The organism is Actinacidiphila epipremni (genome assembly GCF_012034175.1).
Lineage (GTDB): Bacteria > Actinomycetota > Actinomycetes > Streptomycetales > Streptomycetaceae > Actinacidiphila > Actinacidiphila epipremni.
In genome coordinates, this window is the sequence record NZ_JAATEJ010000020.1 from 152,807 (window position 1) to 177,002 (window position 24,196).

The 24,196-nt window shown below is 74.5% G+C and carries 19 protein-coding genes; 12 read left to right on the plus strand and 7 right to left on the minus strand.

Translation table 11 applies throughout. The annotated features are described in order from the left end of the window. Positions 1–172: 172 nt before the first annotated feature. The 3 genes from HCN08_RS36700 to HCN08_RS23285 form a co-directional block, all read right to left on the minus strand. A complete protein-coding gene (locus tag HCN08_RS36700) occupies positions 173–1,882 on the minus strand; it encodes an LCP family protein (protein ID WP_322974628.1) in 1,710 nt (569 codons plus the stop codon). Positions 1,883–1,937: 55 nt separating this feature from the next. After that, positions 1,938–3,293, minus strand: coding sequence for an LCP family protein (locus HCN08_RS23280; protein ID WP_322974629.1), 1,356 nt, complete (start codon positions 3,291–3,293; stop codon positions 1,938–1,940). 202 nt (positions 3,294–3,495) lie between these two features. Continuing rightward, positions 3,496–4,239, minus strand: a complete 744-nt coding sequence (locus tag HCN08_RS23285) for a TIGR03089 family protein (RefSeq protein ID WP_167985147.1) — start codon at positions 4,237–4,239, stop codon at positions 3,496–3,498. Positions 4,240–4,455: 216 nt separating this feature from the next. On the opposite strand from HCN08_RS23285, the gene HCN08_RS23290 reads away from it, so the two are divergent. Beyond that, a complete protein-coding gene (locus HCN08_RS23290; RefSeq protein WP_167985148.1) occupies positions 4,456–5,424 on the plus strand; it encodes a DNA-3-methyladenine glycosylase family protein in 969 nt (322 codons plus the stop codon). A 49-nt stretch (positions 5,425–5,473) separates the two neighbouring features. Here the strand turns inward: HCN08_RS23290 and HCN08_RS23295 are convergent, their stop codons facing one another. From HCN08_RS23295 to HCN08_RS23305, 3 genes are all read right to left on the minus strand, one after another. Then, the gene (locus tag HCN08_RS23295) at positions 5,474–6,877 is read right to left on the minus strand and encodes a coenzyme F420-0:L-glutamate ligase (protein ID WP_167985149.1); all 1,404 of its coding nucleotides are present in this window, start codon (positions 6,875–6,877) and stop codon (positions 5,474–5,476) included. After that, positions 6,874–7,830, minus strand: coding sequence for a 2-phospho-L-lactate transferase (gene cofD / locus HCN08_RS23300; protein ID WP_167985150.1), 957 nt, complete (start codon positions 7,828–7,830; stop codon positions 6,874–6,876). The genes HCN08_RS23295 and cofD overlap by 4 nt, the downstream gene beginning before the upstream one ends. A 61-nt stretch (positions 7,831–7,891) precedes the next feature. Next, positions 7,892–8,425, minus strand: coding sequence for a cysteine dioxygenase (locus tag HCN08_RS23305; protein WP_167985151.1), 534 nt, complete (start codon positions 8,423–8,425; stop codon positions 7,892–7,894). Between the two features lie 779 nt (positions 8,426–9,204). Between HCN08_RS23305 and HCN08_RS23310 the strand changes: the two genes are divergently transcribed. The 3 genes from HCN08_RS23310 (at position 9,205) to HCN08_RS23320 (ending at position 15,080) form a co-directional block, all read left to right on the plus strand. After that, entirely contained in the window at positions 9,205–9,468 is a 264-nt protein-coding gene (locus HCN08_RS23310) for a WhiB family transcriptional regulator (protein WP_031519519.1), read from the plus strand. Positions 9,469–9,744: 276 nt separating this feature from the next. Further along, a complete protein-coding gene (locus tag HCN08_RS23315) occupies positions 9,745–13,599 on the plus strand; it encodes a glycosyltransferase family 2 protein (protein ID WP_167985152.1) in 3,855 nt (1,284 codons plus the stop codon). Further along, complete coding sequence (locus tag HCN08_RS23320) at positions 13,596–15,080, plus strand: DUF5719 family protein (RefSeq protein ID WP_167985153.1); 1,485 nt, start codon at positions 13,596–13,598, stop codon at positions 15,078–15,080. Before HCN08_RS23315 ends, HCN08_RS23320 begins: the two co-directional genes overlap by 4 nt. 139 nt (positions 15,081–15,219) lie before the next feature. Here the strand turns inward: HCN08_RS23320 and HCN08_RS23325 are convergent, their stop codons facing one another. Then, positions 15,220–15,663 (minus strand): metallopeptidase family protein, encoded by a 444-nt coding sequence (locus HCN08_RS23325; RefSeq protein ID WP_167985154.1) that lies wholly within the window; start codon positions 15,661–15,663, stop codon positions 15,220–15,222. Positions 15,664–15,985: 322 nt separating this feature from the next. Here HCN08_RS23325 and HCN08_RS23330 point away from each other — a divergent pair, with 322 nt between their 5' ends. From HCN08_RS23330 to HCN08_RS23365, 8 genes are all read left to right on the plus strand, one after another. Further along, entirely contained in the window at positions 15,986–16,348 is a 363-nt protein-coding gene (locus tag HCN08_RS23330; protein WP_167985155.1) for a DUF3499 domain-containing protein, read from the plus strand. Positions 16,349–16,513: 165 nt separating this feature from the next. Then, complete coding sequence (locus tag HCN08_RS23335) at positions 16,514–17,872, plus strand: phosphomannomutase/phosphoglucomutase (RefSeq protein ID WP_167985156.1); 1,359 nt, start codon at positions 16,514–16,516, stop codon at positions 17,870–17,872. 117 nt (positions 17,873–17,989) lie between these two features. Continuing rightward, positions 17,990–18,169, plus strand: a complete 180-nt coding sequence (locus tag HCN08_RS23340) for a Trm112 family protein (RefSeq protein WP_167985157.1) — start codon at positions 17,990–17,992, stop codon at positions 18,167–18,169. An 88-nt stretch (positions 18,170–18,257) separates the two neighbouring features. Further along, positions 18,258–19,397, plus strand: coding sequence for an SIS domain-containing protein (locus HCN08_RS23345; protein WP_167985158.1), 1,140 nt, complete (start codon positions 18,258–18,260; stop codon positions 19,395–19,397). 5 nt (positions 19,398–19,402) lie between these two features. Continuing rightward, on the plus strand, positions 19,403–20,605 hold the full coding sequence (manA, locus tag HCN08_RS23350) for a mannose-6-phosphate isomerase, class I (protein ID WP_167985159.1): 1,203 nt from the start codon (positions 19,403–19,405) through the stop codon (positions 20,603–20,605). Positions 20,606–20,632: 27 nt separating this feature from the next. Next, entirely contained in the window at positions 20,633–21,592 is a 960-nt protein-coding gene (locus HCN08_RS23355; RefSeq protein ID WP_167985160.1) for a cation diffusion facilitator family transporter, read from the plus strand. A gap of 252 nt (positions 21,593–21,844) precedes the next feature. Beyond that, positions 21,845–23,296 (plus strand): adenosylhomocysteinase, encoded by a 1,452-nt coding sequence (ahcY, locus tag HCN08_RS23360; RefSeq protein ID WP_167985161.1) that lies wholly within the window; start codon positions 21,845–21,847, stop codon positions 23,294–23,296. Between the two features lie 105 nt (positions 23,297–23,401). Beyond that, positions 23,402–24,016, plus strand: a complete 615-nt coding sequence (locus tag HCN08_RS23365; protein ID WP_167985162.1) for a hypothetical protein — start codon at positions 23,402–23,404, stop codon at positions 24,014–24,016. Positions 24,017–24,196 lie beyond the last annotated feature (180 nt).

The following is a 24,196-nucleotide window of genomic DNA, read 5'->3' on the forward strand; positions in this document are numbered from 1 at the left end:
GCGGAGGTGTCGTACCGAAAGATCCGTTGACCGGACAAACGGACAAAGCCCTGCAATTGCAGGGAATCGGCGGGTGTTTTCCGTGCTTATTGCCGGACTTCACCCGCATGCCCGAACTGGCGCCCGACGCTTACCCCTTGCTGTCGCCCGCCGGTCCCGGCCGGCTCCCGGCTCAGCAGTGGGCGGCGGTCCCGGGGGTCAGCTTCACGTCCTTGGGCGGCGCCGTCGGCGGGCCGATGGGCGCGCCGGGCTTGGTGTAGTCGGCGCCGAGCGTGAGCGTCATGTTGGCGCGCGGCGCCGCGTCCTTGGTGCCCTGGACCAGGGCCGAGGCCGGCAGGCCCATCATCGCCGCGAGCGAGCGCGCCTGGTCCGCCTGGTTCGGCGCATATTGCAGCGTCGTCTTCGCGACCTTGCCATGTGCGTCGCCGCCGTTGGTGGAGCGGTCCACGCCCTGGGTGTTCTGCAGCCACGCCAGCACGTCCTGCGAGGCCCCGAAGACGCCCGTGCCGTTGTAGATCTCCACCCGGGTGTCGTGCGGCTTCGCTTTGGGGCCGGTCAACTTCGGGTCGCTCGCGGCCGATTGCGCGCCCGTCAGCGACACGTCGTTCGCCAGCAGCGCGTAGATCTGCGACGCCTTGTCCTTGTCCGGCGCCGCCGACGCCCCGGTGCCCGTCACCGGCATCGCCACGAAGGTCGTGTCCTGCGGGGCGACCGCGCCCAGTGCCGCGGCCAGGTTGCTCATCGTCTCCGGTGTGCCGAGCGGGGAGTCCGCGGTGACCGCCGAGGGGGCGGTGCGCGCCAGCGCCGTCAGCGTCCGCGGCACCGTGATCGTACGGTCGACGCAGCGGTCGGCCGCGGCGATGTCCTTGGTTCCGCCCTTGACCGCCGCGTAGTCCACGGCCACGACGTGGTCCACTGCCAGGCCGGTGAGCTGCTTGACCGTCCGCAGCGCGCAGCCCGCGTCACGGCCGCCGGTCAGCGACGCCGAGAAGGGCTGCGCCTTGGCGCCCTTGACCGTGCCGCCGCCGGTGGCCGCCGGGCAGTCCGGGATGTCGGTGACCATGGCGGGCGGGATCGCCAGCGCGGTGATGTCGCCGCGGTCCGCCGAGAGGTGGACCAGCACGGCGGAGTCGGTCGACGCGCCCGCCGCCGGGTGCGAGTTCAGCAGCAGGACGTTCATCGCACCGGTGTGCACCGGCTCCTTGGCCCCCGCGCCGGCCAGGTCCACGGTGTGCAGGCCCGGCCCGCCGCCGCCCCCCAGCGCCGCGACGCTCGCGATCCCGCCGACCAGCAGCACCGCGCAGGCCGCCCCCACGCCCCACACCACGGGCCCGCCCGGCAACTGCCCGAGCAGCGCCGCCGCCCCGCCCTTGGCCGGCTTCGCCTTCCGCCGGCCGGCCCGCCCCTGCGGTGCCCCGGTCCGCCGCCCGCCGCCCTCGGCGGCCGTCTGCGGCGCCGGCGGCGTCGGCGGCACCTCGGGGGCCCAGGCGGGCGCGGGCGGCGCCACGGGGGCGTCGTGGCCGTCCTGGGCGGGCTGCTCGCCGGTGTCGTACGAGGCCGGCTGCCCGCCCGTGCCGTAGGCCGACGACTCACCCGTGCCGTACGGGGAGTGCTGCTCGCCGGCGTCGTAGGAGTGCTGGTCCCCGGACTCGTACGAGCCGTACGAGGCGTAGGGGTCGTACGTGCCCTGCGCCTCGTAGCCGCCCTGCGCGGCCGTGCCCTGGCCGTACGCGTCCGGCGCGGACTCCGGCTGCCCGCCGTACTCCTGCGCCTGCTCCTGGCGCTGCGGGGGCACGTCGAGGCGCAGCTCGTACATGCCCGTCACCGGGTCCAGGACCCACTGGTCCGCCGGGTCGACGTACCCGGGCTCCTCCGTGCTCACGGTCGATCGGGTCCTTCCTCCGCGGCCGGCCGGGCGCTCACGTTAACCCATCGGGTCACGTCGCGGCTTTGCCGCAGATGTCCGCGGCGGCGGTCGTACCACGGTAAGTGGGCCCGGAGGTGGGGGCGTCGGTGGGTGTGTCACCCGAGGTCGGCGTGCCCGCGGAGGGCGCGGTGGACGTCCCGCCGGCGGTCGTGGCGGCCGGGGCGCCGGAGGTCGCGGTGTCCTCCGGATGGCCGTCATCGGTGACCGTCACCGGCAGGTCGTCGCGCAGCGCCGCGAACAGCTTGCCGGCGGCCGGCTGCTTGAGCTGGTCGCGGTTGTGGTCGAGCGTGTACTGCTCCTGGGGCAGCGTCAGGAACACCATCTTCTGCGACGGTATCCGCTGGATCTCGCGGGCCAGGCCGTACAGCTCGCTGAGCGAGTCCAGGCCGGGGTCGGCGGTCAGCGAGGACGTCGCCGCCGACAGCACGGGCAGGACCTTCGTCGGGTTGAGCAGCACGCCGTTGCTGGTGACCTTCGAGAACAGCGAGCCGAGGAAGCCCTGCTGGCGGTCGATGCGCTGGGTGTCGCTGCCGTCGCCGAAGCCGTGCCGGGCCCGCACATAGCCGAGCGCCTGCTCGCCGCTGAGCGTCTGGCGCCCGGCGGGCAGGTCCAGGTGCGCCTCGGAGTCGTGCACCGGCTCGGCCAGGCACACGTCCACGCCGCCGACGGCGTTCACGATCTTCTTGAAGCCGGAGAAGTCGACGATGAGGTGGTGGTCGATCCGGATCCCCGTCATGTCCTCGACGGTGCGGATCGTGCAGGCGGCGCCGCCGAACTGGAAGGCCCAGTTGAACTGCTCGAACTTCGGCTGGGTCTGCCCGCCGTCCGGCTTGGTGCAGCTCGGCACATGCGCCATGAGGTCGCGCGGGATGCTCATCGCCGTGGCACTTTGCCGGTCCGCGGCAATGTGCAGCAGGATCGCGGTGTCGGAGCGCTGCGTGCCGCTGTCCCGGCCGTACTTCCCGTTGCCGTTGCCCCGGTTGTCCGACCCGATGAGCAGGATGTTCTCCGCGGACGTCGGCCCCTGGGTCGGCCGCTCGGAGGCGTGCACCTGCAGTTCGTTCTCGGTGACGCGGTCGGTGGTGATGTTCCCGTTGAGCTGCTGGTAGAGGTACCACAGGCCGCCCGCGCCCGCGAGCACCAGCAGTGCGGTGGCCCCGGCGAGGATCTTCAGCCAGCGGTAACTGCGCCGCCTGGGCCCGCTGTCCGCCGGCGCCGCCTGCTCCGGGTCCGCTTCGGCCGCCGGCGCGGACGCCGCCTGCGGCGGGTCGGCGTCGGGCGCCGGTTCCCGGTCGGCCTCCGCGGCGTTCTTCTCGGGCTCCGCATCGGCCCGGTCCTCCGCCGGAGGCATTCCCGACGACGTCACGTCCCCCCCAACCCTCGCATTTCAGGCGCCCCCGGCCCGCAAACATGCGCGCCACTCGTTCAGACGGTCGAATGGGCCGGTTGGTTGCCCCGAGCACGCACCTGGGCGAACTCCCAGGAACGGGCGGGCACGGCGGGGGTTTTCGCGGGAGTTGTGCGGGGGATCCCGGCAGGGCTCCGCAAAGGTCGCCGGGAGCGCCGCGTCAGAGGGTGAGGGTGGTGCGCTCCGCCGCCTCGCGGGCGGCCAGCGCGTCCGGCGACAGGCCCGCGGAGTGCCGGCTCAGCACGGCCGAGCCGCCGACCGCGAGCGGGGCCAGCAGGCCGGCCGCCAGGCCCGTCCACGAGCTGAAGGGGAGCCGGCTGAGGACCCGCGCACCCGGCTCCAGCCCGTACGCCCGCGCCCGGGCCACCACCTCGGCGCCGGTGAGCACGTCCTCGCCCGCGAGCTCCAGCGCCGGCGCGTCCGCGGCCACCGGCGCGTACGGCACAAAGCGGTCGCCCTGCCCCGGCACCTCGGCGGCGTAGTCCAGGAAGCCGGCCGGCGGCTGCGGGAAGCGCCCGCCGAGCGGGCGCAGCGCGAGCGCGACCCGCTCGCCCTTGCAGGCCCGCGCGGTCTCCAGCGTCTCGGGCCCGCTCACCACCAGGTCCGCCCCCGCGGGGTCCGCGCCGGGCGCCACCACGACACCGGCGGAGAAGCCGGCCAGCACCCACACCGCGGTCTGCCAGTGCGCGGGCAGCAGCAGCGCCAGCCGGTCACCGGGCTGCGCGCCCAGCTCGTCCTGGAGCAAATTCCCGGTCTTGGCCACCCAGTTGGCGAACGTCGCGACCGACAGCTCCACGCGCTCGCCGGTCTCGTCGTCGTAGAAGGTGATCAGTGGCCGCGCGGGATCCGCGCGAAGCGCCCCGGCGAGCAGCCCGGCAGGCGTGTCAGCAGCAGTCGACGTCACACCGCCCAGGCTACCGGCCACCCCGCCGCCCTCCACGAGCCCGCCTCCCCGGCGGCCGTACGCCCGCCGGTCCACCGCTCCGGCAGCCGCGCCCCATCCAGGGCGTGGCTCCCGGGCAGGGCACCACACCCGCCGGTTCGCCCTCCGGCCGCCGCGCCCGGCTGCCCGCCCTCCCCGGGCGCCGTGGCGCGCCGTGCGGGCGGATACCCTCGGCGGGTGTCCTCGCCCTTCCCCCGCCCGCGTACCGCCGCCGCCGTGCCGCCGGTCGCGGTGGGCGGGCTCACCCGGACGTGGACGCCGCAGGGGCCGCTGGACGTGCGCCGCACCCTCATGCCGCTGCGCCGCGGCCCGGCCGACCCGGCCTTCCGTATCGACCGCGACGGCACCGTGTGGCGGGCCAGCCGCACCCCCGAGGGCGCCGGCACGCTGCGGCTGCGCGGCACCTCGGCGCAACTGGAGGCGGAGGCGTGGGGGCCCGGCGCCCAGTGGCTGCTGGACGCCCTCCCGGGGCTGCTCGGCGGCCTCGACGACCCGGCGGCCTTCACCCCGCGCCACCGCGTCGTCCACGCGGCGCACCGCCGCAACCCCGGCCTGCGGCTGACCAGGACCGGCCTCGTCCTCGAAGCGCTCATCCCGTCGATCCTCGAACAGAAGGTCACCACCGCGGAGGCGTACGAGGCGTGGCGGACCCTGCTCCACCAGCACGGCGAGCCCGCGCCCGGGCCGGCCGGCCGCCGGATGCGGGTGATGCCGGACGCGCGCGGCTGGGCCCGGGTGCCGTCGTGGGACTGGCACTGCGCCGGCGTCGACGACAAGCGCGCGTCCACGGTGATGCGCGCGGTGCGGCTCGGTGGCCGGCTGGACGCGCTGGCGTCGCTGCCGGCGCGGGAGGCGAGCGTCCGCATGCAGTCCATCCCCGGCATCGGCCCCTGGACGGCGGCCGAAACCCTCCAGCGCAGCCATGGGGCGCCCGACGAGGTCACCGTCGGCGACCTCCACCTGCCCCACCACATCGGCTTCGCCCTGACCGGCGCCCGGCGCTGCGACGACGCCACGATGCTCGAACTCCTGGCCCCTTACGCCGGCCAGCGGCACCGCGCGGCCCGGCTGATCCTGCTGGCCTCGCCGAGCCCGCCGCGGCACGCCCCGCGACTGGCCCCCAACCCGCCGAACCGCCACTCCTGACCACCGGCCCCGGGAGACCGCCCTCAGCGCCCGCCCTCAGCGCCCGCCCTCAGCGCACCGCGATGAAATCCTCCGCCCCGCGCGGCGCCCGCGGCGGCGGCACCTGCGCCGGGCGGCCCACGGCGACCGCGCCCATCGGGTCCCAGTCCGCCGGCAGGTCCAGCACCTCGCGCACCACGTCCCGGCAGAACATCGTCGAGGACACCCATGCCGAGCCCAACTGCTCCCCGGCCAGCGCGACCAGCAGGTTCTGCACGCCCGCGCCGGTGGCGACCACGAACATCTCCCGCTCCGCCGCCGCCCGCCGCGCGTCGGGATAGGCGTGGGCGCCGTCGGCGACCAGGCACGGCACCACCAGATACGGCGCCTTGCGCAGGACGTCACCGCGGCGCAGCCGCTTGGCGATACTGCCCTCGGAGAAGCCGTCGCGCCGCAGGTCCGCCTCCCAGGCGTCCCGCATCGCGTCGAGCAGCCGGGTGCGCACCTGCGGCGTCTCCAGCAGCACGAAACGCCACGGCGTGGTGTGGTGCGGAGCCGGCGCCGTCACGGCGAGCGCCACCGCGCGCCGTACCGCCGCCGGGTCGACCGGCTCGTCGGTGAAGTCGCGGACGGTGCGGCGCAGCGAGACCGCCTCCCGTACCGCCTCCGACGTACCGAGCCGGAACATGTCGTCGGCCGGGCTGCGCACCAGCGCCCGCGCCCCGGGGTCGGGGTCGGGGTCCGCCGACAGGCCCGCGGGCTCGGCATACGACTCTGCATATTGCGCAGCCTCGGCATATGGCGCAGCCTGCGCCGCTTCCCCGGCGGGCAGCACCACATGGCCGAGCCCGCGCACCACGGCCACCGGCCGCCCCGTCGCCTTGCCCTTGACCAGGTCGCCGGCCGCGGCCAGTTCGTCCGCGGTCGCGGTGACCGTGACCACCAGCGGGTTGCCGTACGCGTCCTGCCCGCCGCGCATGTCGTCGAGGACGGCGACGCCCGCGGCGCCGATCGCGACGTCGGTCAGGCCCTGCCGCCAGGGTCGCCCGAACGTGTCCGTGACGACGACACCGACGTTGACGCCCAGCTCCGCGCGCAGCCCGGCGCGGATCCGGCGGGCGGAGGCGTCCGGGTCCTCCGGGAGCAGCAGCACCGTGCCCGGCGCGGTGTTGGACGCGTCCACGCCGGCCGCGGCCATGACGAAGCCGTGCCGGCTCTCGACGATGCGGGTCCTGCCGCGGCGCGCCACCAGCCGTACCGTCTCCGCGTCGATCGCCGCCTCGCGGTCGTCCGCGGCGACCAGCCGCCCCTCCGCCTTGCTGACGATCTTCGACGTGACCAGGACCACGTCCCCGTCGACCAGGTCCACGCCCGTCGCGGCGACGAGCTTGGCGATGTCCGCCCCGGCCCTGACCTCGCCGATGCCGTCCAGCGCGAAGACCTCCATCCGCGCGCCGCCCGCGGCCCCGCTCATGCCCGCACCTCCTGCGCCAGCGCCAGCGCCTCGCGCGCCATCTGCGTGGTCGCCGCCAGCCCCGTCATCATCAGCGGTACGGCCCGGCAGCGGATGCCGGCCGACTCGACCTCGGCGACGGCCCCGGCGTCGACGGTGTCGACCAGCCAGCCGTCCAGCAGCCCCGAGCCGTAGTGCGCCGCCACCGCGGCGGCGGTGGACTCCACGCCGACCGCCGCGAGCACCTTGTCGGCCATGCCGCGCACCGGCGCGTCCCCGACGATCGGCGACAGCCCGACGACCGGCACCCCGGCCTCGGCGACGGCCTCGCGGATGCCCGGCACCGCCAGGATCGTGCCGATGCTCACCACCGGGTTGGACGGCGGGAAGACGATGACGTCGGCCGCCGCGATCGCCTCCAGCACGCCGGGCGCCGGCTTGGCGGCCTCGGCGCCGACCGGCGCGACGGCGTGGGCGGGGACGGCGGCGCGCATCCGTACCCAGTACTCCTGGAAGTGGACGGCCTTGCGCTCGCCCTCGACGTCCACCACGACATGCGTCTCGACCCGGTCGTCGGACATCGGGATGAGCCGCACCCCGGGCTTCCAGCGGGCGCACAGCGCCTCGGTGACGGCGCTGAGCGGATAGCCGGCGGCCAGCATCTGGGTGCGCACGATGTGCGTGGCGAAGTCCCGGTCGCCCAGGCCGAACCACTCCGGGCCGACGCCGTAGGCGGCCAGTTCCTCCTTGACGGCGAACGTCTCGTCCGCCCTGCCCCAGCCCTGCTCTTCGTGGATGCCGCCACCGAGGGTGTACATCACGGTGTCGAGGTCGGGGCAGACCTTCAAGCCGAACAGATGGATGTCGTCTCCGGTGTTGCCGACGACGGTGATCTCCGCCTCCGGCGCCGCTGCCAGCAGGCCGCGCAGAAAGCGCGCCCCGCCGATTCCTCCGGCCAGAACCACGATTCGCATGGTGTCCAGTCTTGCAGCCCGCCGCGGCGGCCCGTACGGCCAGGCGTCCTGGGCGGCCGGCTCAGCGGGCCGGCTGCGGTGCCGCGGCCCCGGCGGGCCGCCCGCCGAGGGCGCCGGCGGCCGGCGTGCAGGTGTGCGGGGTCATCTCGGTCAGGCCGGGGAAGTAGACGTGCAGGCTCACCGCGGGCTCCAGGGCGTCGTTGACGACCTCGTGCACATATCCGGGGGCGAAGGCCCGCTGGTCGCCCAGGCGCAGCGTACGGACGGCCTCGCCGCCCGCACCGCGGACTTTTTCGCGCAGCTCGCCGCGCAGCACGGTCAGGACGCCGGAGGACGGGCCGTGGTCGTGCAGCCCGCTGCCCTGCCCGGGCAGCCAGCTCAGCAGCCACACCTCGTAGCCGGGGCCGGTCTGCAGCCGGGCGTACCAGCGGGTGGTGGCGTCGTAGCCGACCAGCGGGGCCCAGCGCCCGCGGTCGGCCGCGATGGCGCGGGCCAGCCCGGCGAACTCCGCGACGGTGCTGGGGTGTTGCGGCACCGGGGGGAGGAGGTGGGGCAGGGCGAGCGGGTCACCGGCGATGGAGACGTCGGAATACATGGGGTGTGTCCCTGGGAGTGTGCGCAATTGGCGTGTGCGGGATGCCGGGACCGGCGGATGCGGGGCCCGGCGGGGGCTCAGCGACAGCGGCAGGGACAACAGCAGTTCTGCGCGAGCACGACGCAGCAGGACTCGCGGCGGCGGGTCCGGTAGGGCACGTGGTGCTCGGCAGGCATGGTCACAAGGAGACCGGCCCGGCGGACCCGCTGTCAAATAGGTGTCCGTTATGTCGGGCTTCTTTCACCTGATCCGGCGCCCCGACCGGAGAAAGGTTTGTGCACGGGCATGCGCGGATAGATGGAGCGGCATCCGTGGACCATCGGCAAGCCCGTCCGCACACCGCGGCATTCCGCTTGCAGGATGCACCGGCTCCGGGGAGGTCGCGCGGCGGCAATTCCGTCGTTGCTCGTCGTCGTTCGTCGCCGTTCGTCGTTGTGCGCCGTCGCGCATATGACCGAATGCTCCCCCGGGATCGCGTGCTCCCGTGATCGAAATGTGATCCGCGCCCCTTCACTCGCACGGGTGCAACGGGGCGCGTCCTCGCAGCGTCTGACGAGGTGTGAAGGGTGGACGACCGGACCACGGTTGACGGTTCCGGGCTTTTGGTCGGATAACAGCACTTTCCGTGACACCTTGGTTCAGCGGAGTGAATAACGGGCTCAATAGCAGATCTCGGCTTGACTGGCCCGGATCGCCGCACTTGTAATTTCACTCGTGTCGTTCACCCGCAGACGGTGACGGCCCACATCACGGGGAAGCACGACAGACGAGGGGCGCGCATGACCGAGCAGTTCCAGTTGCTGCTGGCCGAAGAGGCCGACGAGGAACTCGGCTGGCAGGAGCGCGCGCTGTGTGCGCAGACCGACCCTGAGTCGTTCTTCCCCGAAAAGGGCGGTTCCACACGTGAGGCGAAGAAGGTCTGCCTCGCGTGCGAAGTCCGTTCCGACTGCCTGGAGTACGCCCTCGCCAACGACGAGCGCTTCGGCATCTGGGGCGGCCTGTCCGAGCGCGAGCGCCGCCGGCTGAAGAAGGGCGTCGTCTGACCGCCGCCCCGCCCGCCAGCGGCCCCCGGCCGGCCCCCTGACCAGCGGCCGTACGCCCGCAGGCCGCCGCCCGGCCGGCCGGCCGCACCACCGCGCAGCCCGCCGCGCACGTCGTCCCGACGTGCGCGGCGGGCTGCCGTTGTTCTCACACCGGGCACACGTCAGGGCGGTCGCACCCGCGTAAGCCGTTAGTGTGGGGGGCCGTCCGAGATGCAACCCCGCCGCGCGCGGGCGCCAGCGTCCACCGCAGTCCAGCGAACCGGGGCCAGAACCTCGATGTCCGTGAACCACCCAGCACCGGCCGTCCATCCGGCCGGCACCCCTGAGTTCCCGCGCCATGTCGTCACCGCCGTGCTGGTAGCCCACGACGGCGCGCGCTGGCTGCCCAAGGCCCTCGCAGGTCTGCTCGCCCAGGACCGTCCCGTCCAGGACGTCATCGCCGCCGACACCGGCAGCGCCGACGACTCCGCCCGCCTGCTCGCCGAATCCCTCGGCGACCAGCGCGTCCTGCACCTCGCCCGCCGCACCGGCTTCGGCGCCGCCGTCGAGGAGTGCGCCCGCGCCGCCGCCCCCCTCACCGCCGACGACCTGCCGTACCTGGCCCCGCGCGGCAGCGGATGGGACCCCGTCAGCCGCACCTGGAACGACGACGACACCTATGGCGACGCCGGCGCCCCGCACGGCGAGCCCGTCCAGTGGCTGTGGCTGCTGCACGACGACTGCGAACCCGACCCCGGCGCGCTCGCCGCCCTGCTGCGGATCGCCGACAGCACCCCCTCGGCCGCCGTCGTCGGCCCCAAGCTGCGCAGCTGGTACGACCGCAGGCAACTGCTCGAAGTCGGCGTCAGCATCGCCCGCAGCGGGCGCCGCTGGACCGCCCTGGAACGCCGCGAGCAGGACCAGGGCCAGCACGACCAGGTGCGCCAGGTGCTGTCGGTGTCCTCCGCCGGCATGCTGGTGCGCCGCGACGTGTGGGACGCGCTCGGCGGCTTCGACCGCCGGCTGCCCCTGATGCGCGACGACGTCGACTTCTGCTGGCGCGCCCAGGCCGCGGGACACACCGTCTACGTCGCCCCCGACGCCGTCCTGTGGCACGCCGAGGCCGCCTCCCGCGAGCGCCGCCCCGTCGACTGCGCCGGCCGCTCCGCCGCCAACCCGCACCGCGTCGACAAGGCCGGCGCCGTCTACACCCTGCTGGCCAACACCCGCGGGCCCCTGCTGCCCTACGTGGCGCTGCGCGTCGTCGTCGGCACCGTCCTGCGCACCCTGGCGTACCTCGTCGGCAAGGTGCCGGGCCAGGCCGTCGACGAGATCGTCGGCCTGCTCGGCGTACTGCTGCGCCCCGGCCGGCTCCTCGGCGCCCGCGCCAGACGCGGCAAAGGGGCCGTCGCCCCCGGCGAACTGCGCTCGCTCTTCCCGCCGCCCGGCGCGACCGTACGCGCCACCGTCGAGCAGGTCGTCAGCAACTTCGGGGGCCGCGCCGACGCCTCCGCGGCGGCCGTCGGACGGCACGGCGGCGGCATCGAGTCAGGACCCGGCGACGACGACGGCGACTTCCTCGAGATCGAGCAGTTCGCCCGCCTCAAGCGCATCGCCCGCAAACCCGGCCCGGTGCTCTTCGCGGTCCTGCTGCTCGTCTCGCTCGCCGCCTGCCGCTCCCTGCTCGGCGGCGGCACCCTGTTCGGCGGCGCCCTGCTGCCCGCCGGCTCCGGCGCCTCCGACCTGTGGCGCAGCTACGCCGGCTCCTGGCACGCCCTCGGCACCGGCGGCACCGAGTCCGCGCCGCCCTACCTCGCCGTCCTCGGCCTGTTCTCCACCGTGCTGTTCGGCTCGACCGGACTGACCCTGACGCTGCTGCTGGTCGCCTCCGTGCCGCTGGCCGGCGTCACCGCCTACTTCGCCTCCCGGCCGCTGGTCGACTCCCGGCTGCTGCGCGCCTGGGCCTCGGTCGCCTACGCCTTCCTGCCCGCCGCCACCGGCGCCCTGGCCGCCGGCCGGCTCGGCACCGCGGTGCTGGCGATCCTGCTGCCGCTCATGGCCCGCGCCGCCGTCGGCTGCGCCGGGCTCCAGCTCGGCGACGCCGCCCTGGACCGCGGCGCCCGCCCCGGGTGGCGCGCCACCTGGGCCCTGGCGCTGATGCTGACCTTCACCACCGCCTTCACGCCGATCACCTGGCTCATCGCGCTGGTGCTCGCCGCCGCGACGCTCGCCTGGCGGCTGGCCACCGGCCGTGGCAACCTGCTCGTCCCGCACCTGCTGCGCTTCGCCGCGCTCCTGGTCACGCCGATGGTGCTGCTCGCCCCCTGGTCCCTGACGCTGCTGTCGCACCCCGGGCGGATGCTGCACGAGGTCGGCCTGCCCTACGGCACCAAGAGCGCCTCCGGCATGGACCTGCTGCTGCTCAGCCCCGGCGGCCCCAAGGGCTCGGGCGGCCTGCTGCTGGTCGGCCTGGTGCTCGCCGCACTCGCCGCGACACTGCGCGACAGCCGCCGCAAGGCCGTCCTGGCCGCGTGGGCCGTCGCCGCGGTCGGCCTGCTCTTCGCCGTCGTCGAGAACGGCCACGCCTGGGCCGGCCCGGCCACCCTGGTCTACGGCCTTGCGCTGCTGGCCGCCGCCGCGGTCGGCGCGGAGGGCGCCAACGAGCGCATCGCGGCCAGCGGCTTCGGCTGGCGCCAGCCCGTCGCTGGCCTGGTCGCGCTGGCCGCCGCCGCGGCGCCGCTGCTGGCCGCCGCCACCTGGGTGCTGCACGGCGCCGACGGCCCGATCGCCCGCCGCGACCCGCAGCAGGTGCCCGCCTTCGTCGCCGAGGAGTCCACCTCCGGCGACCGGGCCCGCACCCTGGTGCTCAGCGGCACCGAAGGCCACGTCTCCTACGCGCTGGTCCGCGGCGACGGCATCCACATCGGCGACGCGGAGATCGCCGCGCAGGCCCCGCGCCGCCCGGCCCTGGACTCCCTGGTCGCCAACCTCGTCGCCGGCTCCGGCGCCGACCAGGGCAGCCGGCTGGCCGGATACGCCGTCCGCTACGTCCTGGCGCAGAAGGGCACCCCGCGCGAGCTCGGCCGCGTCCTGGACGCCACGCCCGGCCTGTCGCGGGTCAGCCAGGCCGACGGCAGCGAACTGTGGCGGGTCGACACGACCGTCTCGCGCATCACCATCACCGCCAAGGGCGCCGCCCCCGTCGCCGTGCCCTCCGGGCTGCTGGAGGCGCACACCAAGGTGCCCGCGGGGCCGCAGGGCCGGGTGCTGCGGATGGCCGACTCCGCCTCCGAGGGCTGGCGGGCCACCCTCGACGGCAAGAGCCTCCCCCCCACCACCGTCGACGGCTGGGCCCAGGGCTTCCAGCTGCCCGCGTCCGGCGGGCGCCTGGACGTGACGTTCAAGGAGCCCGTCACCCACATCGGCTGGCTCGGCGTCCAGGCGTTCCTGCTGCTCGTCACGATCGTCCTGGCGCTGCCCGGCCGGCGCCGCGAGGTCGACGACGACCTGCCCGAGGCCGAGGGCGCCGTCGCCGCCGACATCCCCGCCCAGGCCACCGGCGAGGGTCGCAGGGCCCGCCGCCTCCAGGCCGCTGCGGAGGCCGAGGCCGAAGCCGCCGAAGCCGCTGCCGCCGCCGCAGGCCAGGACGGCGACGGGCCGCCCGCGCCCGACGGCGACGATCCCGGCTACCCGCAGCAGGAGCCCTACGAGGCCGCAGGAGCCCCGTACGACCCCGCGCAGGGCTACCAGCCCGCCGAGGGCGGCTACGACCCCGTGGCGGCCGGCTACGAGGCCACCGAGGCCGGCTACGACCCGTACGCGGTCCCCGCGCCCGGCAGCGGCCAGGGCGGCGACCCGTACTACGCGCCCTACCCCGGCCAGCAGCAGTGGGAGCAGCAGCCCTACCCGGCCGGCCAGGGCGCCGGCTACGACCAGCAGGGCGGCTACGACCCGTACGGCTACCCCGCCCCGCAGCAGCCCGGCTACGACCCCTACGGGCAGCAGGCGCCGCACGACGGGACGGTGACCGGCTACGGCGACCAGGCGCCCTACACCGGGCAGGGCGGATACGCCGACCCCGGCGCCTACGGCGAGGACGGGGCGTATTACGCAGAAGGCGACCACCGCCGCGACGGGAGCGACCACCAGTGAACCGCAGCACCCTCTCCCTGGCCGGCGCCGTCGTCGTGCTCGCCGTCCTCACCGGCGCCGCCTCCCTGACCGGCGGCGACGACTCGGCCGCCGCCCCCGCCGGCAGCGCGGTCCGGCTGCCGGTGCAGCGCAGCACCCTGGTGTGCCCGGCGCCCTCGCAGTCGGAGTTCGCCGACACCACCTACGCCTCGTTCACGCCCGTGACGACCACCGAGGGCGGCGGCACGGGAACCGGCAGCGGCACCGGCAGCGCGCAACTGGCCACCGCCGCGGACAAGCCCACCGTGCTGTCCCCGCCGCTGAAGCAGCCCGGCCGCACGGTCACCTACACCACGGAGAAGACCGACGCGCCCGCCCTGGTCGGCACCGCCGACGGCTCGCTCGCGCCGGGCTGGGCGGCCGGCCAGACCACCGTCGTCGACGCGGGGCCCGGCCGCGGCCTGCTCGGCACCTCCTGCCTGACCCCCGACAGCGAGTTCTGGTTCTCCGGCGCCAGCACCGCCGACGGCCGCCAGGACTACCTGCACCTGGTGGACCCCGACGACGCCCCCGCCGTCGTCGACATCGAGCTGTACGGCAAGGACGGGCTGCTCAAGACCTCCGCGGGCGACGGCATCACGGTGCCGGGCAAGGGCTCCACGCCGGTGCTGCTGTCCACGCTGGCCACCGACAAGGCCGCCGACCTGACGGTGCACGTCGTCGTCCGCAGCGGCCGGGTCGGCGCGGCCGTCCAGGCCACCGACGCCTCGCACGGCGCCGACTGGCTGCCGCCCTCCGCCGAGCCCGCCACCACCCTGGTGATGCCCGGCATCCCCGCCGACGCCACCTCCGTGCAGCTCGTCGCGTTCGCGCCCGGCTCCGACGACGCCGACCTGACGGTCAAGCTCGCCACCAGCACCGGCCAGATCTCCCCGGCCGGCCACGAGACGCTGCACGTCAAGGCGGGCATGACCGCCTCCGCCGCGCTCGGCGACATCACCAAGGGCGACGCCGGCTCGCTGATCCTCACCCCCGGCAACCTGCACGCGCCGGTCCCGGTCGTGGCGGGGCTGCGGATCACCCGGGGCACGGGCAGCAAGCAGGAGTTCGCGTTCCTGCCCGCGACCGCCGCGATCGACACCCGCGCCTCCGTCGCCGACAACCGCGACAAGGCCGCCACGCTGGCGCTGACCGCCCTGAAGGAGGAGGCCCGCGTCAAGGTCACCTCGTGGCCCGGCGCGGCCGGCGGCACGGCCGTCAGCCGGACCGTCGAGGTCAAGGCGGGCACCACGCTGTCGCTCCAGCCGGTCGCGGCGACCGCGGGCAAGGGCTCTTTCGCCGTGACCGTCGAACGCCTCTCCGGCGGCAGCGTCTACGCCTCCCGCGAACTCGCGCTGCCGTTGAACGGCGTGCCGATGTTCACCATCCAGCCGCTGCCCGACGACCGCGGCACGGTCGAGGTGCCCAAGGCGGAGTCCGACCTGACGATCCTCGGCAAATAGCCGCGCCGCACACCGGCCCGGTACATACACCGGCTCTTTGCGCAGCCCCCGCCGGCCCGGTGCGTACGCGGGTCCTTTTACGCGGCCTGCGCCGGCTCGGTACATAGCGCCGGAACGGCCCGCGTGCCGTGTCCCCGGCTCAGTCCTCGCCGTACTTGGGGTCGACGTTCTCCGGGGACAGGCCGAGCAGCTCCGCGACCTGCTCCACCACCACCTCGTGGACCAGCAGCGCCCGCTCGTCGCGGTTCTTGGCGCGGATCTCCACCGGGCGCCGGTAAATGACGATCCGGCTCGGCCGCCCCTTGCCCGCGCCGACCAGCCGCCCCAGCGGCACCGTGTCGCCGTCCCCGGCCGGGCCGTCCTGCGGCCACGGCACCTCCTGCACGGCGAACTCCACATCGGCCAGCTGCGGCCAGCGCCGCTCCAGCCGGTCGGCGGCGTCCCTGACCAGGTCGTCGAAGGCGTCGGCGCGGCTGACCGCCAGCGGCACCTGCGGCGGCGCGATCGGCCCGCGCATGCCGCGGCCGTGCCGGTCACGGTGCCGCGGACGCGGAGCGGAGGGAGGCGGAACCGAACTGTCCATCAGCGTGAGCCTAGCTCCCGGCCGGACCCACTGTCGCGACCCGCGCGGACGCGGCCCCTTTATCGTCATCGCGCGCCGAGGTTCAGACCGCATCAGGCCACAGAACTGACGGAATCGCGCCACCTGGCGATCGGACACGTCACGTGCCACCGTCACCTCCGCCCGCACCGCGCCCCCGCAAACCTCCGATGATCCCGCCATCGCCGCAGGCCAGCCGCACCGCCGCGGCGGAGCGGCCGAAGGGCGGCACCGCACGACACGACCGGGTGAGCCTGCGGAGAGTCGTCGCGGCCCGCTCAAGAGTGCGGTACCGTCCAACGTCGTGAGCCCTGTACGTCGCTGTTCGCGCACCGCCTGCGGCCGTCCCGCCGTCGCGACGCTGACGTACGTCTACGCGGACTCCACGGCCGTCCTCGGCCCGCTGGCGACCTACGCCGAACCCCACTGCTACGACCTGTGCTCCGAGCACTCCGAGCGGCTGACCGCGCCCCGCGGCTGGGAAGTCGTCCGGCTCGCCGTGGACACCGGACAGGTCCGCCCCAGCGGCGACGACCTGGAGGCACTGGCCAACGCCGTACGCGAGGCCGCCCGCCCCCAGGAGCGCCCCCGGCCCGGCGCCCGCGACATCGACCCGCTGGAAGTCGCCCGCCGCGGCCACCTGCGCGTCCTGCGCTCACCCGAATAGCACCGGGGCCACAACACCCGGCACCACCGGGGCACCGCCGCCCGCACCGCCCCGTGCGGCCCGGCCGCACACCCGCCGGGGTAGGTTGTGGCCGACCGCGGCCCATTGCCACGGTCTTCCCGTCCGCGTCCGGATTCCCCGCGACCCGTACAGCAGAGGTGTGCAGTGGCCGACCTGTCGCAACTGGTCAAGGCGTACGACGTACGCGGAGTCGTACCCGACCAGTGGGACACCCCGCTCGCCGAGATCTTCGGCGCGGCCTTCGCCACCGTCACCGGCGCGGACGCCGTCGTCGTCGGCCACGACATGCGGCCCTCCTCGCCCGCCCTGTGCGACGCCTTCGCCCATGGCGCGGCCTCCCGCGGCGCGGACGTCACCCGTATCGGACTGTGCTCCACCGACGAGCTGTACTTCGCCAGCGGCCGGCTCGGCCTGCCCGGCGCCATGTTCACCGCGAGCCACAACCCCGCCCAGTACAACGGCATCAAGATGTGCCGCGCCGGTGCCGCCCCCGTCGGCCAGGACACCGGCCTCGCCGACGTCCGCGCGCTCGCCGAGCAGTGGCTGGAGACCGGCGTCCCGGCCGGCGCCGCGACCCCCGGCACCGTCACCGACCGCGACGTGCTCGGCGACTACGCCGACTGCCTGCGCTCCCTGGTCGACCTGAGCGGCATGCGCCCGCTGAAGGTCGTCGTCGACGCCGGCAACGGCATGGGCGGCCACACCGTGCCCACCGTCCTCGCCGGCCTCCCCGTCGACCTGGTGCCCATGTACTTCGACCTCGACGGCACCTTCCCCAACCACGAGGCCAACCCGCTGGACCCGAAGAACCTCGTCGACCTCCAGGCCCGCGTCCGCGAGACCGGCGCGGACCTGGGCCTGGCCTTCGACGGCGACGCCGACCGCTGCTTCGCCGTCGACGAGCGCGGCGAAGGCGTCCCGCCGTCCGCCGTCACCGCCCTGGTCGCCGCCCGCGAACTGGCCCGCCACCCCGGCGCCACGATCATCCACAACCTCATCACCTCCAAGACCGTGCCCGAAGTCGTCCGCGAGCACGGCGGCGTCCCCGTCCGCACCCGCGTCGGCCACTCCTTCATCAAGCAGGAAATGGCCGCCACCGGCGCCGTCTTCGGCGGCGAGCACTCCGCGCACTACTACTTCCGCGACTTCTGGAACGCCGACACCGGCATGCTCGCCGCCCTCCACCTGCTCGCCGCCCTCGGCGGCCAGGACGGCCCGCTGTCGGCCCTGGTGGCCGCCTACGACCGCTACGCGTCCTCCGGCGAGATCAACAGCACCGTCGCCGACCAGCAGGCCCGTACGGCCGCCGTACGGGCCGCCTTCGCCGGCCGGGACGGCGTCACCTTCGACGACCTCGACGGCCTCACCGTCACCGGCCCCGACTGGTGGTTCAACCTGCGCGCCTCCAACACCGAGCCGCTGCTGCGGCTCAACGTCGAGGCCGCCGACCACGCCGCCGTCGCCCGGATCCGCGACCAGGTCCTCGCCCTCGTCCGCGCCTGACCCGCGGGGCCCGCGCCCATGCGTCGTGCCCGCGCCGCGGACGCGGCGATAGGCTGGCAGCCACCACACACCCGGCCGGCACCCGGCCGGCCGCCCACCGCCCGGAGGACACCGCACATGCCGCTCGTGGAAGCCAGCCTGCTGGACATCCTCGCCTGCCCGGCCTGCCACGCCCCGCTGCGCGAGGACGAGGACGCGGCCGAGCTGGTGTGCACCTCCGCCGACTGCGGCCTGGCCTACCCCGTCAAGGACGACATCCCCGTCCTGCTGGTGGACGAGGCCCGCCGCCCCGGCTGACCCGGAACCGCCACGGCCGCACCCGCACCGCCGGGGCACCGCCCGCACCCGGCCGCAGTCCGGCCCGCACCCCGACCCGGAGGTCGCCTTGTTCGACGAGTCGCTGCTGGAGGACCCCGAAGCCCTCGCCCGCGCCGACAGCCGCGGGCTGCTGCGCGCGGTGGCCGCCGCCGGCGCCCGGGTCCGCACCGCGCTGCGCCTCGCCGACGAAGCCGGCCTGGCCGACCTGCGGCCCGACGGCCGGCCCCGCACCGTCCTGGTCGCCGGCAGCGGACCCGACGCCCCCGCCGTCGCCGACCTCCTCGCCGCCCTCGCCTCCGGCAACTGCCCCGTCCAGGCCCTCGCCCCCACCGGACCCAACGTCGAACGCGCCCGCTGGACCCTGCCCGGCTGGGCCGGATCACTCGACCTGCTGCTGCTGATCTCGCCCCACGGCACCGAACAGGGCCTCACCGACCTCGTCGAGCAGGCCTACCGGCGCGGCTGCTCCGCCGTCACCGTCACCCCGCCCGGCACCCCGCTCGCCGAAGCCGTCGCACAAGTACGCGGCCTCGCCCTGCCGTTCGCCGCCGCCGCCCCCGGCAGCACCGCCGCCGACCCGGCCACCGACCCCGCCGCCGACACCGGCGCCTTCTGGGCGCTGCTCGCCCCGCTGCTCGCGCTGACCGGCCGGCTCGGCCTCACCGACACGCCCGCCGCCGAACTCCAGGCCGCCGCCGACACCCTCGACGAGACCGCCGCCCGCTGCGGCCCCGCCGTCGCCACCTACACCAACCCCGCCAAGACCCTCGCCGCCGAACTCGCCGACGCCCTCCCGCTGCTGTGGAGCCAGGGCCCCACCGCCGCCACCTGCGCCCGGCGCTTCGCCGCCGTCCTCGGCACCCGCGCCGGCAGCCCCGCCCTCAGCGCCGAACTGCCCGCCGCGCTCACCCTGCACGGCCCGCTCCAGGCCGGCACCCACGCGCTCAGCGCCGACTCCGACGACTTCTTCCGCGACCGCGTCGAGGAACCCGACGGCCTCCGGCTCCGCGTCGTCCTGCTCCAGGAAGCCCCCGACCAGCCCGGCTCGGCCGCCCCCGCCGCCCGCGAACAGGCCTACGCCCACGACACCCCGCTCAGCGAGATCGCCGCCACCGGCGGCACCGCCCTGCACATTGCCGCGGAAATCCTCGCCCTGACCGATTTCGCCGCCGCATACCTGGCCGTCGCCTCGACCGAGAGACCATGACCGGCATGAACCGCCTCCTCAACACCGTCCGCCCCTACGCCTGGGGCTCCACCACCGCCATCCCCGCACTCCTCGGCACCGAGCCGACCGGCGAACCCCAGGCCGAACTGTGGATGGGCGCCCACCCCGGCGCACCCTCCCGCGTCGACCGCGGCGCCGGCCCCGTACCCCTCGACACGCTCATCGACGCCGACCCCACCGCCGAACTCGGCGACGCGACCGTCAAGCGCTTCGGCCCCCGCCTGCCGTTCCTGCTCAAGGTCCTCGCCGCCGGCGCGCCCCTGTCCGTCCAGGTCCACCCCGACCTCGACCAGGCCAGGGCCGGCTACGCCGACGAGGAGGCCCGCGGCATCCCCCTGGACGCCCCCGAGCGCAACTACAAGGACGCCAACCACAAGCCCGAGATGCTGGTGGCCCTGTCGCCCTTCGACGGCCTGTGCGGCTTCCGCCGCCCCACCGAGGCCGCCGACCTCATCGACGCCCTCGGCGTCGGCCCCCTCGCCCCCTACGCCGACATCCTGCGCGCCCACCCCGAGGACCGCGCCCTGCGCGAAGTCCTCGCCGCCGTCCTCGGCGCCGACCCCGCCGCCATGGCCGACACCGTGCACGCCGCGACCGAGGCCGCCACCCGGCTGGCCGAAACCCCCGGCACCCCGTACGCAGCCGACTACGCCGCCTACGCCAAAGCCGCCCGCAGCTTCCCCGGCGACCGCGGCGTCGTCGCCGCCATGCTGCTCAACCACGTGACCCTGCAGCCCGGCGAAGCCCTCTACCTCGGCGCCGGCATCCCGCACGCCTACCTCGACGGACTCGGCGTGGAGATCATGGCCAACTCCGACAACGTCCTGCGCTGCGGCCTGACCCCCAAGCACATCGACGTCCCCGAACTGCTGCGCATCGTCCGCTTCGAAGCCGACGGCCCCGCCGTCCTGCGCCCCGAGGCCGGCCCCGACGGCGAAGAGGTCTACGCCGCGCCCATCGACGAGTTCCGGCTCTCCCGCTACGTCCTGGCCCCCGGCGCCGACCCGCGCACCCTCGACCGCGACGCCCCGCAGATCCTGCTGTGCACCGCCGGCCAGGCCCGGCTGCGCACCGGCGACGGCGCCGCCCTCACCCTCGGCCGCGGCCAGTCCTGCTGGATCCCGGCCGGCGAGCACACCGAACTCACCGGCGAAGGCACCGTCTTCCGCGCCACCGTCGCGGCCTGACGCCACCAGAAGGGACCCCCACCACACATGAGCGCGTCCGGCGGATCCAGGGCGATCATCGCGGCACTGAGCGCCAACCTCGCCATCGCCGCGTCCAAGTTCGTGGCGTTCGCGTTCAGCGGCTCGTCCTCGATGCTCGCCGAAGGCGTGCACTCCCTCGCCGACTCCGGCAACCAGGCCCTGCTGCTCATCGGCGGGAAGAAGGCCAAGAAGGCCGCCAACGAGGAACACCCCTTCGGCTACGGCCGGGAGCGCTACATCTACGCCTTCCTCGTCTCGATCGTGCTGTTCTCCGTCGGCGGCATGTTCGCCCTCTACGAGGGCTACGAGAAGATCCGCCACCCGCACCCCATCGACCACTGGTACTGGCCGGTCGCCGTCCTGGTCTTCGCCGTCGCCGCCGAAGGCACCTCCTTCCGCACCGCCGTCAAGGAGTCCAACCACACCCGCGGCTCCCTGTCCTGGATCGAGTACATCCGCCGCGCCAAGGCCCCCGAGCTGCCCGTCGTGCTCCTGGAGGACTTCGGCGCCCTCATCGGCCTCGTCCTCGCCCTGCTCGGCGTCGGCATCTCGCTGGCCACCGACAGCGGCGTCTGGGACGGCGCCGGCACCCTGTGCATCGGCGCCCTGCTCATCTGCATCGCCCTCGTCCTCGCCGCCGAGACCAAGTCCCTGCTGCTCGGCGAGGGCGCCGGACCCGAATCCGTCACCCGTATCCGCGCCGCCATGATCGACGGCGAGACGGTCACCGGCATCATCCACATGCGCACCCTCCACCTCGGCCCGGAAGAACTCCTCGTCGCCGCCAAGATCGCCGTCCGGCATGACGACACCGCCACCGAGATCGCCCGGGCCATCGACGCCGCCGAGGAGCGCATCCGGGCCGCGGAACCCTTCGCCCGCGTCATCTACCTCGAACCCGACATCTACAGCGAAGCCGCCGCCGCGGCCGGCCCCGACCCCGACCAGACCCCCGGCGGACGCTGAGCACGCCACGGCCCGCGACCCCTGGGACTCCTGCGGCCGGACCGCACCCCGGTGTAGATTCGTCAGGAGCCAGACGTCGCTGCTGATGGCGGTCGGGCGGTCACCCCACGGTGACCGGCCGAGGGAGAGAGGGCCTCCGACGGATTGCGCTGCCGCAAGGGGACAGGTGCGCCCGCAGCCGGGCCCACCCACCGCCGCCCTGCGGCTGCGCCGCATCCCTGTCCACCTCGATCGCACCGAGGAGCAGCCCGTATGACCACCACCGCCACCGACTTCAAGGTCGCGGACCTTTCCCTCGCCGCCTTCGGCCGCAAGGAGATCACCCTCGCCGAGCACGAGATGCCCGGCCTGATGGCCCTGCGCACCGAATACGCCGACGCCCAGCCGCTCGCCGGCGCCCGCATCACCGGCTCCCTGCACATGACCGTGCAGACCGCCGTCCTCATCGAGACCCTGGTCGCCCTCGGCGCCGAGGTCCGCTGGGCGTCCTGCAACATCTTCTCCACCCAGGACCACGCCGCCGCGGCCATCGCCGTCGGCCCCGACGGCACCCCCGACAACCCCCGGGGCGTGCCCGTGTTCGCCTGGAAGGGCGAAACTCTCGAAGAATACTGGTGGTGCACCGAGCAGGCCCTGACCTGGCCAGGCACCCCCACCGGCGGCCCCAACATGATCCTCGACGACGGCGGCGACGCCACCCTGCTGGTCCACAAGGGCGTCGAGTTCGAGAAGGCCGGCGCCGTCCCCGCCACCACCGACCAGGACAGCGAGGAGTACGGCTACATCCTCGCCCTGCTGCGCCGCACCCTCGACGCGAGCCCCCAGAAGTGGACCCAGCTCGCCTCCGAGATCCGCGGCGTCACCGAGGAGACCACCACCGGCGTCCACCGGCTCTACGAGATGCAGCAGGAAGGCACGCTGCTCTTCCCCGCCATCAACGTCAACGACGCCGTCACCAAGTCGAAGTTCGACAACAAGTACGGCTGCCGCCACTCCCTCGTCGACGGCATCAACCGCGCCACCGACGTCCTGATCGGCGGCAAGGTCGCCGTCGTCTGCGGCTACGGCGACGTCGGCAAGGGCTGCGCCGAATCCCTGCGCGGCCAGGGCGCCCGGGTCGTCATCACCGAGATCGACCCCATCTGCGCCCTGCAGGCCGCGATGGACGGCTACCAGGTCACCACCCTCGACGACGTCGTCGAGACCGCCGACATCTTCGTCACCACGACCGGCAACCGCGACATCATCATGGCCTCGGACATGGCCCGGATGAAGCACCAGGCCATCGTCGGGAACATCGGCCACTTCGACAACGAGATCGACATGGCCGGCCTCGCCAAGATCCCCGGCATCGTCAAGGACGAGGTCAAGCCGCAGGTCCACACCTGGACCTTCCCCGACGGCAAGAAGCTCATCGTGCTGTCCGAGGGCCGCCTGCTCAACCTCGGCAACGCCACCGGCCACCCGTCCTTCGTGATGTCCAACTCCTTCACGGACCAGACGCTCGCCCAGATCGAGCTCTTCACCAAGCCCGAGGAGTACCCGATCGGCGTCTACGTGCTCCCCAAGCACCTCGACGAGAAGGTCGCCCGCCTCCACCTCGACGCCCTCGGCGTCAAGCTCACCACGCTGCGCCCGGAGCAGGCGTCCTACATCGGCGTCAAGGTCGAGGGCCCCTACAAGCCCGACCACTACCGCTACTGAGCCGCACCCCCCGGCCGCCCGGCCCCGCCCGGGCGGCCCACCGAACCACGCCGGCCCCCGCCTCCCCACCGAGGCGGGGGCCTCGCCCGATCCCGGGAACCCGCCATGCCCCGAGGCCGCTACTCGCTCCACGACACCCACGACCACACCCCCCTGGGAGAAGAACACTTCCACTGCGCCACCGGCCCCGCCGGCTGGCGCTACACGGCGCAGACCACCCGCCCCGACGGCGCCCACGCCGGCTCCGTCGACCTCACCCTCGACGACCTCGGCCGCCCCATCCGCCTCGAACTGCACGCCTCGGCCTGGCAGGTCCGCGCCGCCGCCCTCGACGGCGTCACCTGGGTACGCACCGACCCCACCGGCGAACACGCCCAGGAGGGCAACGCCCCCGCCCACACCTTCACCGGCGCCTCACCCGCCTTCCTCGTCGCCACCGCCCGCCTGCTGCGCCTCACCCCGGGCGGCCCCGCGACCCGCGTCCGCCTCGTCGCCTTCCGGCCGCCCGTCCTCGCCCCCCTCACCGTGGACCAGTCCTGGTCCCTGCTCACCAGGACAGCACACCCCGCCGACACCGGTTTCCTGCCTGTGGACAACTACCTGGTGTCCGACCTGTCCACCGGCGAGCAGCACGAGGTCCACCTGGCGGGCGACGTCGTCCTCGCCGCCCCCGGCATCGAGCTGGAAGACCTCGACACGCCGCCGTCGACCTTCGGGTGATTTGACGCTCCTGGGGGCAGGATGTAGGTTAGAACGGTTGTCAGGAGCTGGGGTTCCCGGCCCTGAACAATGCAGATCCTTGCCACGTCGCCGGACGACGACACCACAGCCCCGAATCGGGAGAAATCTCGTACGGGGCAAACGTGTCCCCGAAGGCGGGTGGTAATTCCGACGGAAAAT

Coding starts and splice junctions, on each gene's coding strand:
- HCN08_RS23295 (WP_167985149.1), bottom strand. CDS start 6,877: ATGAGCGGGGCCGCGGGCGGCGCGCGGATGGAGGTCTTCGCGCTGGAC.
- cofD (WP_167985150.1), bottom strand. CDS start 7,830: ATGCGAATCGTGGTTCTGGCCGGAGGAATCGGCGGGGCGCGCTTTCTG.
- HCN08_RS23305 (WP_167985151.1), bottom strand. CDS start 8,425: ATGTATTCCGACGTCTCCATCGCCGGTGACCCGCTCGCCCTGCCCCAC.
- HCN08_RS23310 (WP_031519519.1), top strand. CDS start 9,205: ATGACCGAGCAGTTCCAGTTGCTGCTGGCCGAAGAGGCCGACGAGGAA.
- HCN08_RS23315 (WP_167985152.1), top strand. CDS start 9,745: ATGTCCGTGAACCACCCAGCACCGGCCGTCCATCCGGCCGGCACCCCT.
- HCN08_RS23325 (WP_167985154.1), bottom strand. CDS start 15,663: ATGGACAGTTCGGTTCCGCCTCCCTCCGCTCCGCGTCCGCGGCACCGT.
- HCN08_RS23340 (WP_167985157.1), top strand. CDS start 17,990: ATGCCGCTCGTGGAAGCCAGCCTGCTGGACATCCTCGCCTGCCCGGCC.
- manA (WP_167985159.1), top strand. CDS start 19,403: ATGAACCGCCTCCTCAACACCGTCCGCCCCTACGCCTGGGGCTCCACC.
- HCN08_RS23355 (WP_167985160.1), top strand. CDS start 20,633: ATGAGCGCGTCCGGCGGATCCAGGGCGATCATCGCGGCACTGAGCGCC.
- ahcY (WP_167985161.1), top strand. CDS start 21,845: ATGACCACCACCGCCACCGACTTCAAGGTCGCGGACCTTTCCCTCGCC.
- HCN08_RS23365 (WP_167985162.1), top strand. CDS start 23,402: ATGCCCCGAGGCCGCTACTCGCTCCACGACACCCACGACCACACCCCC.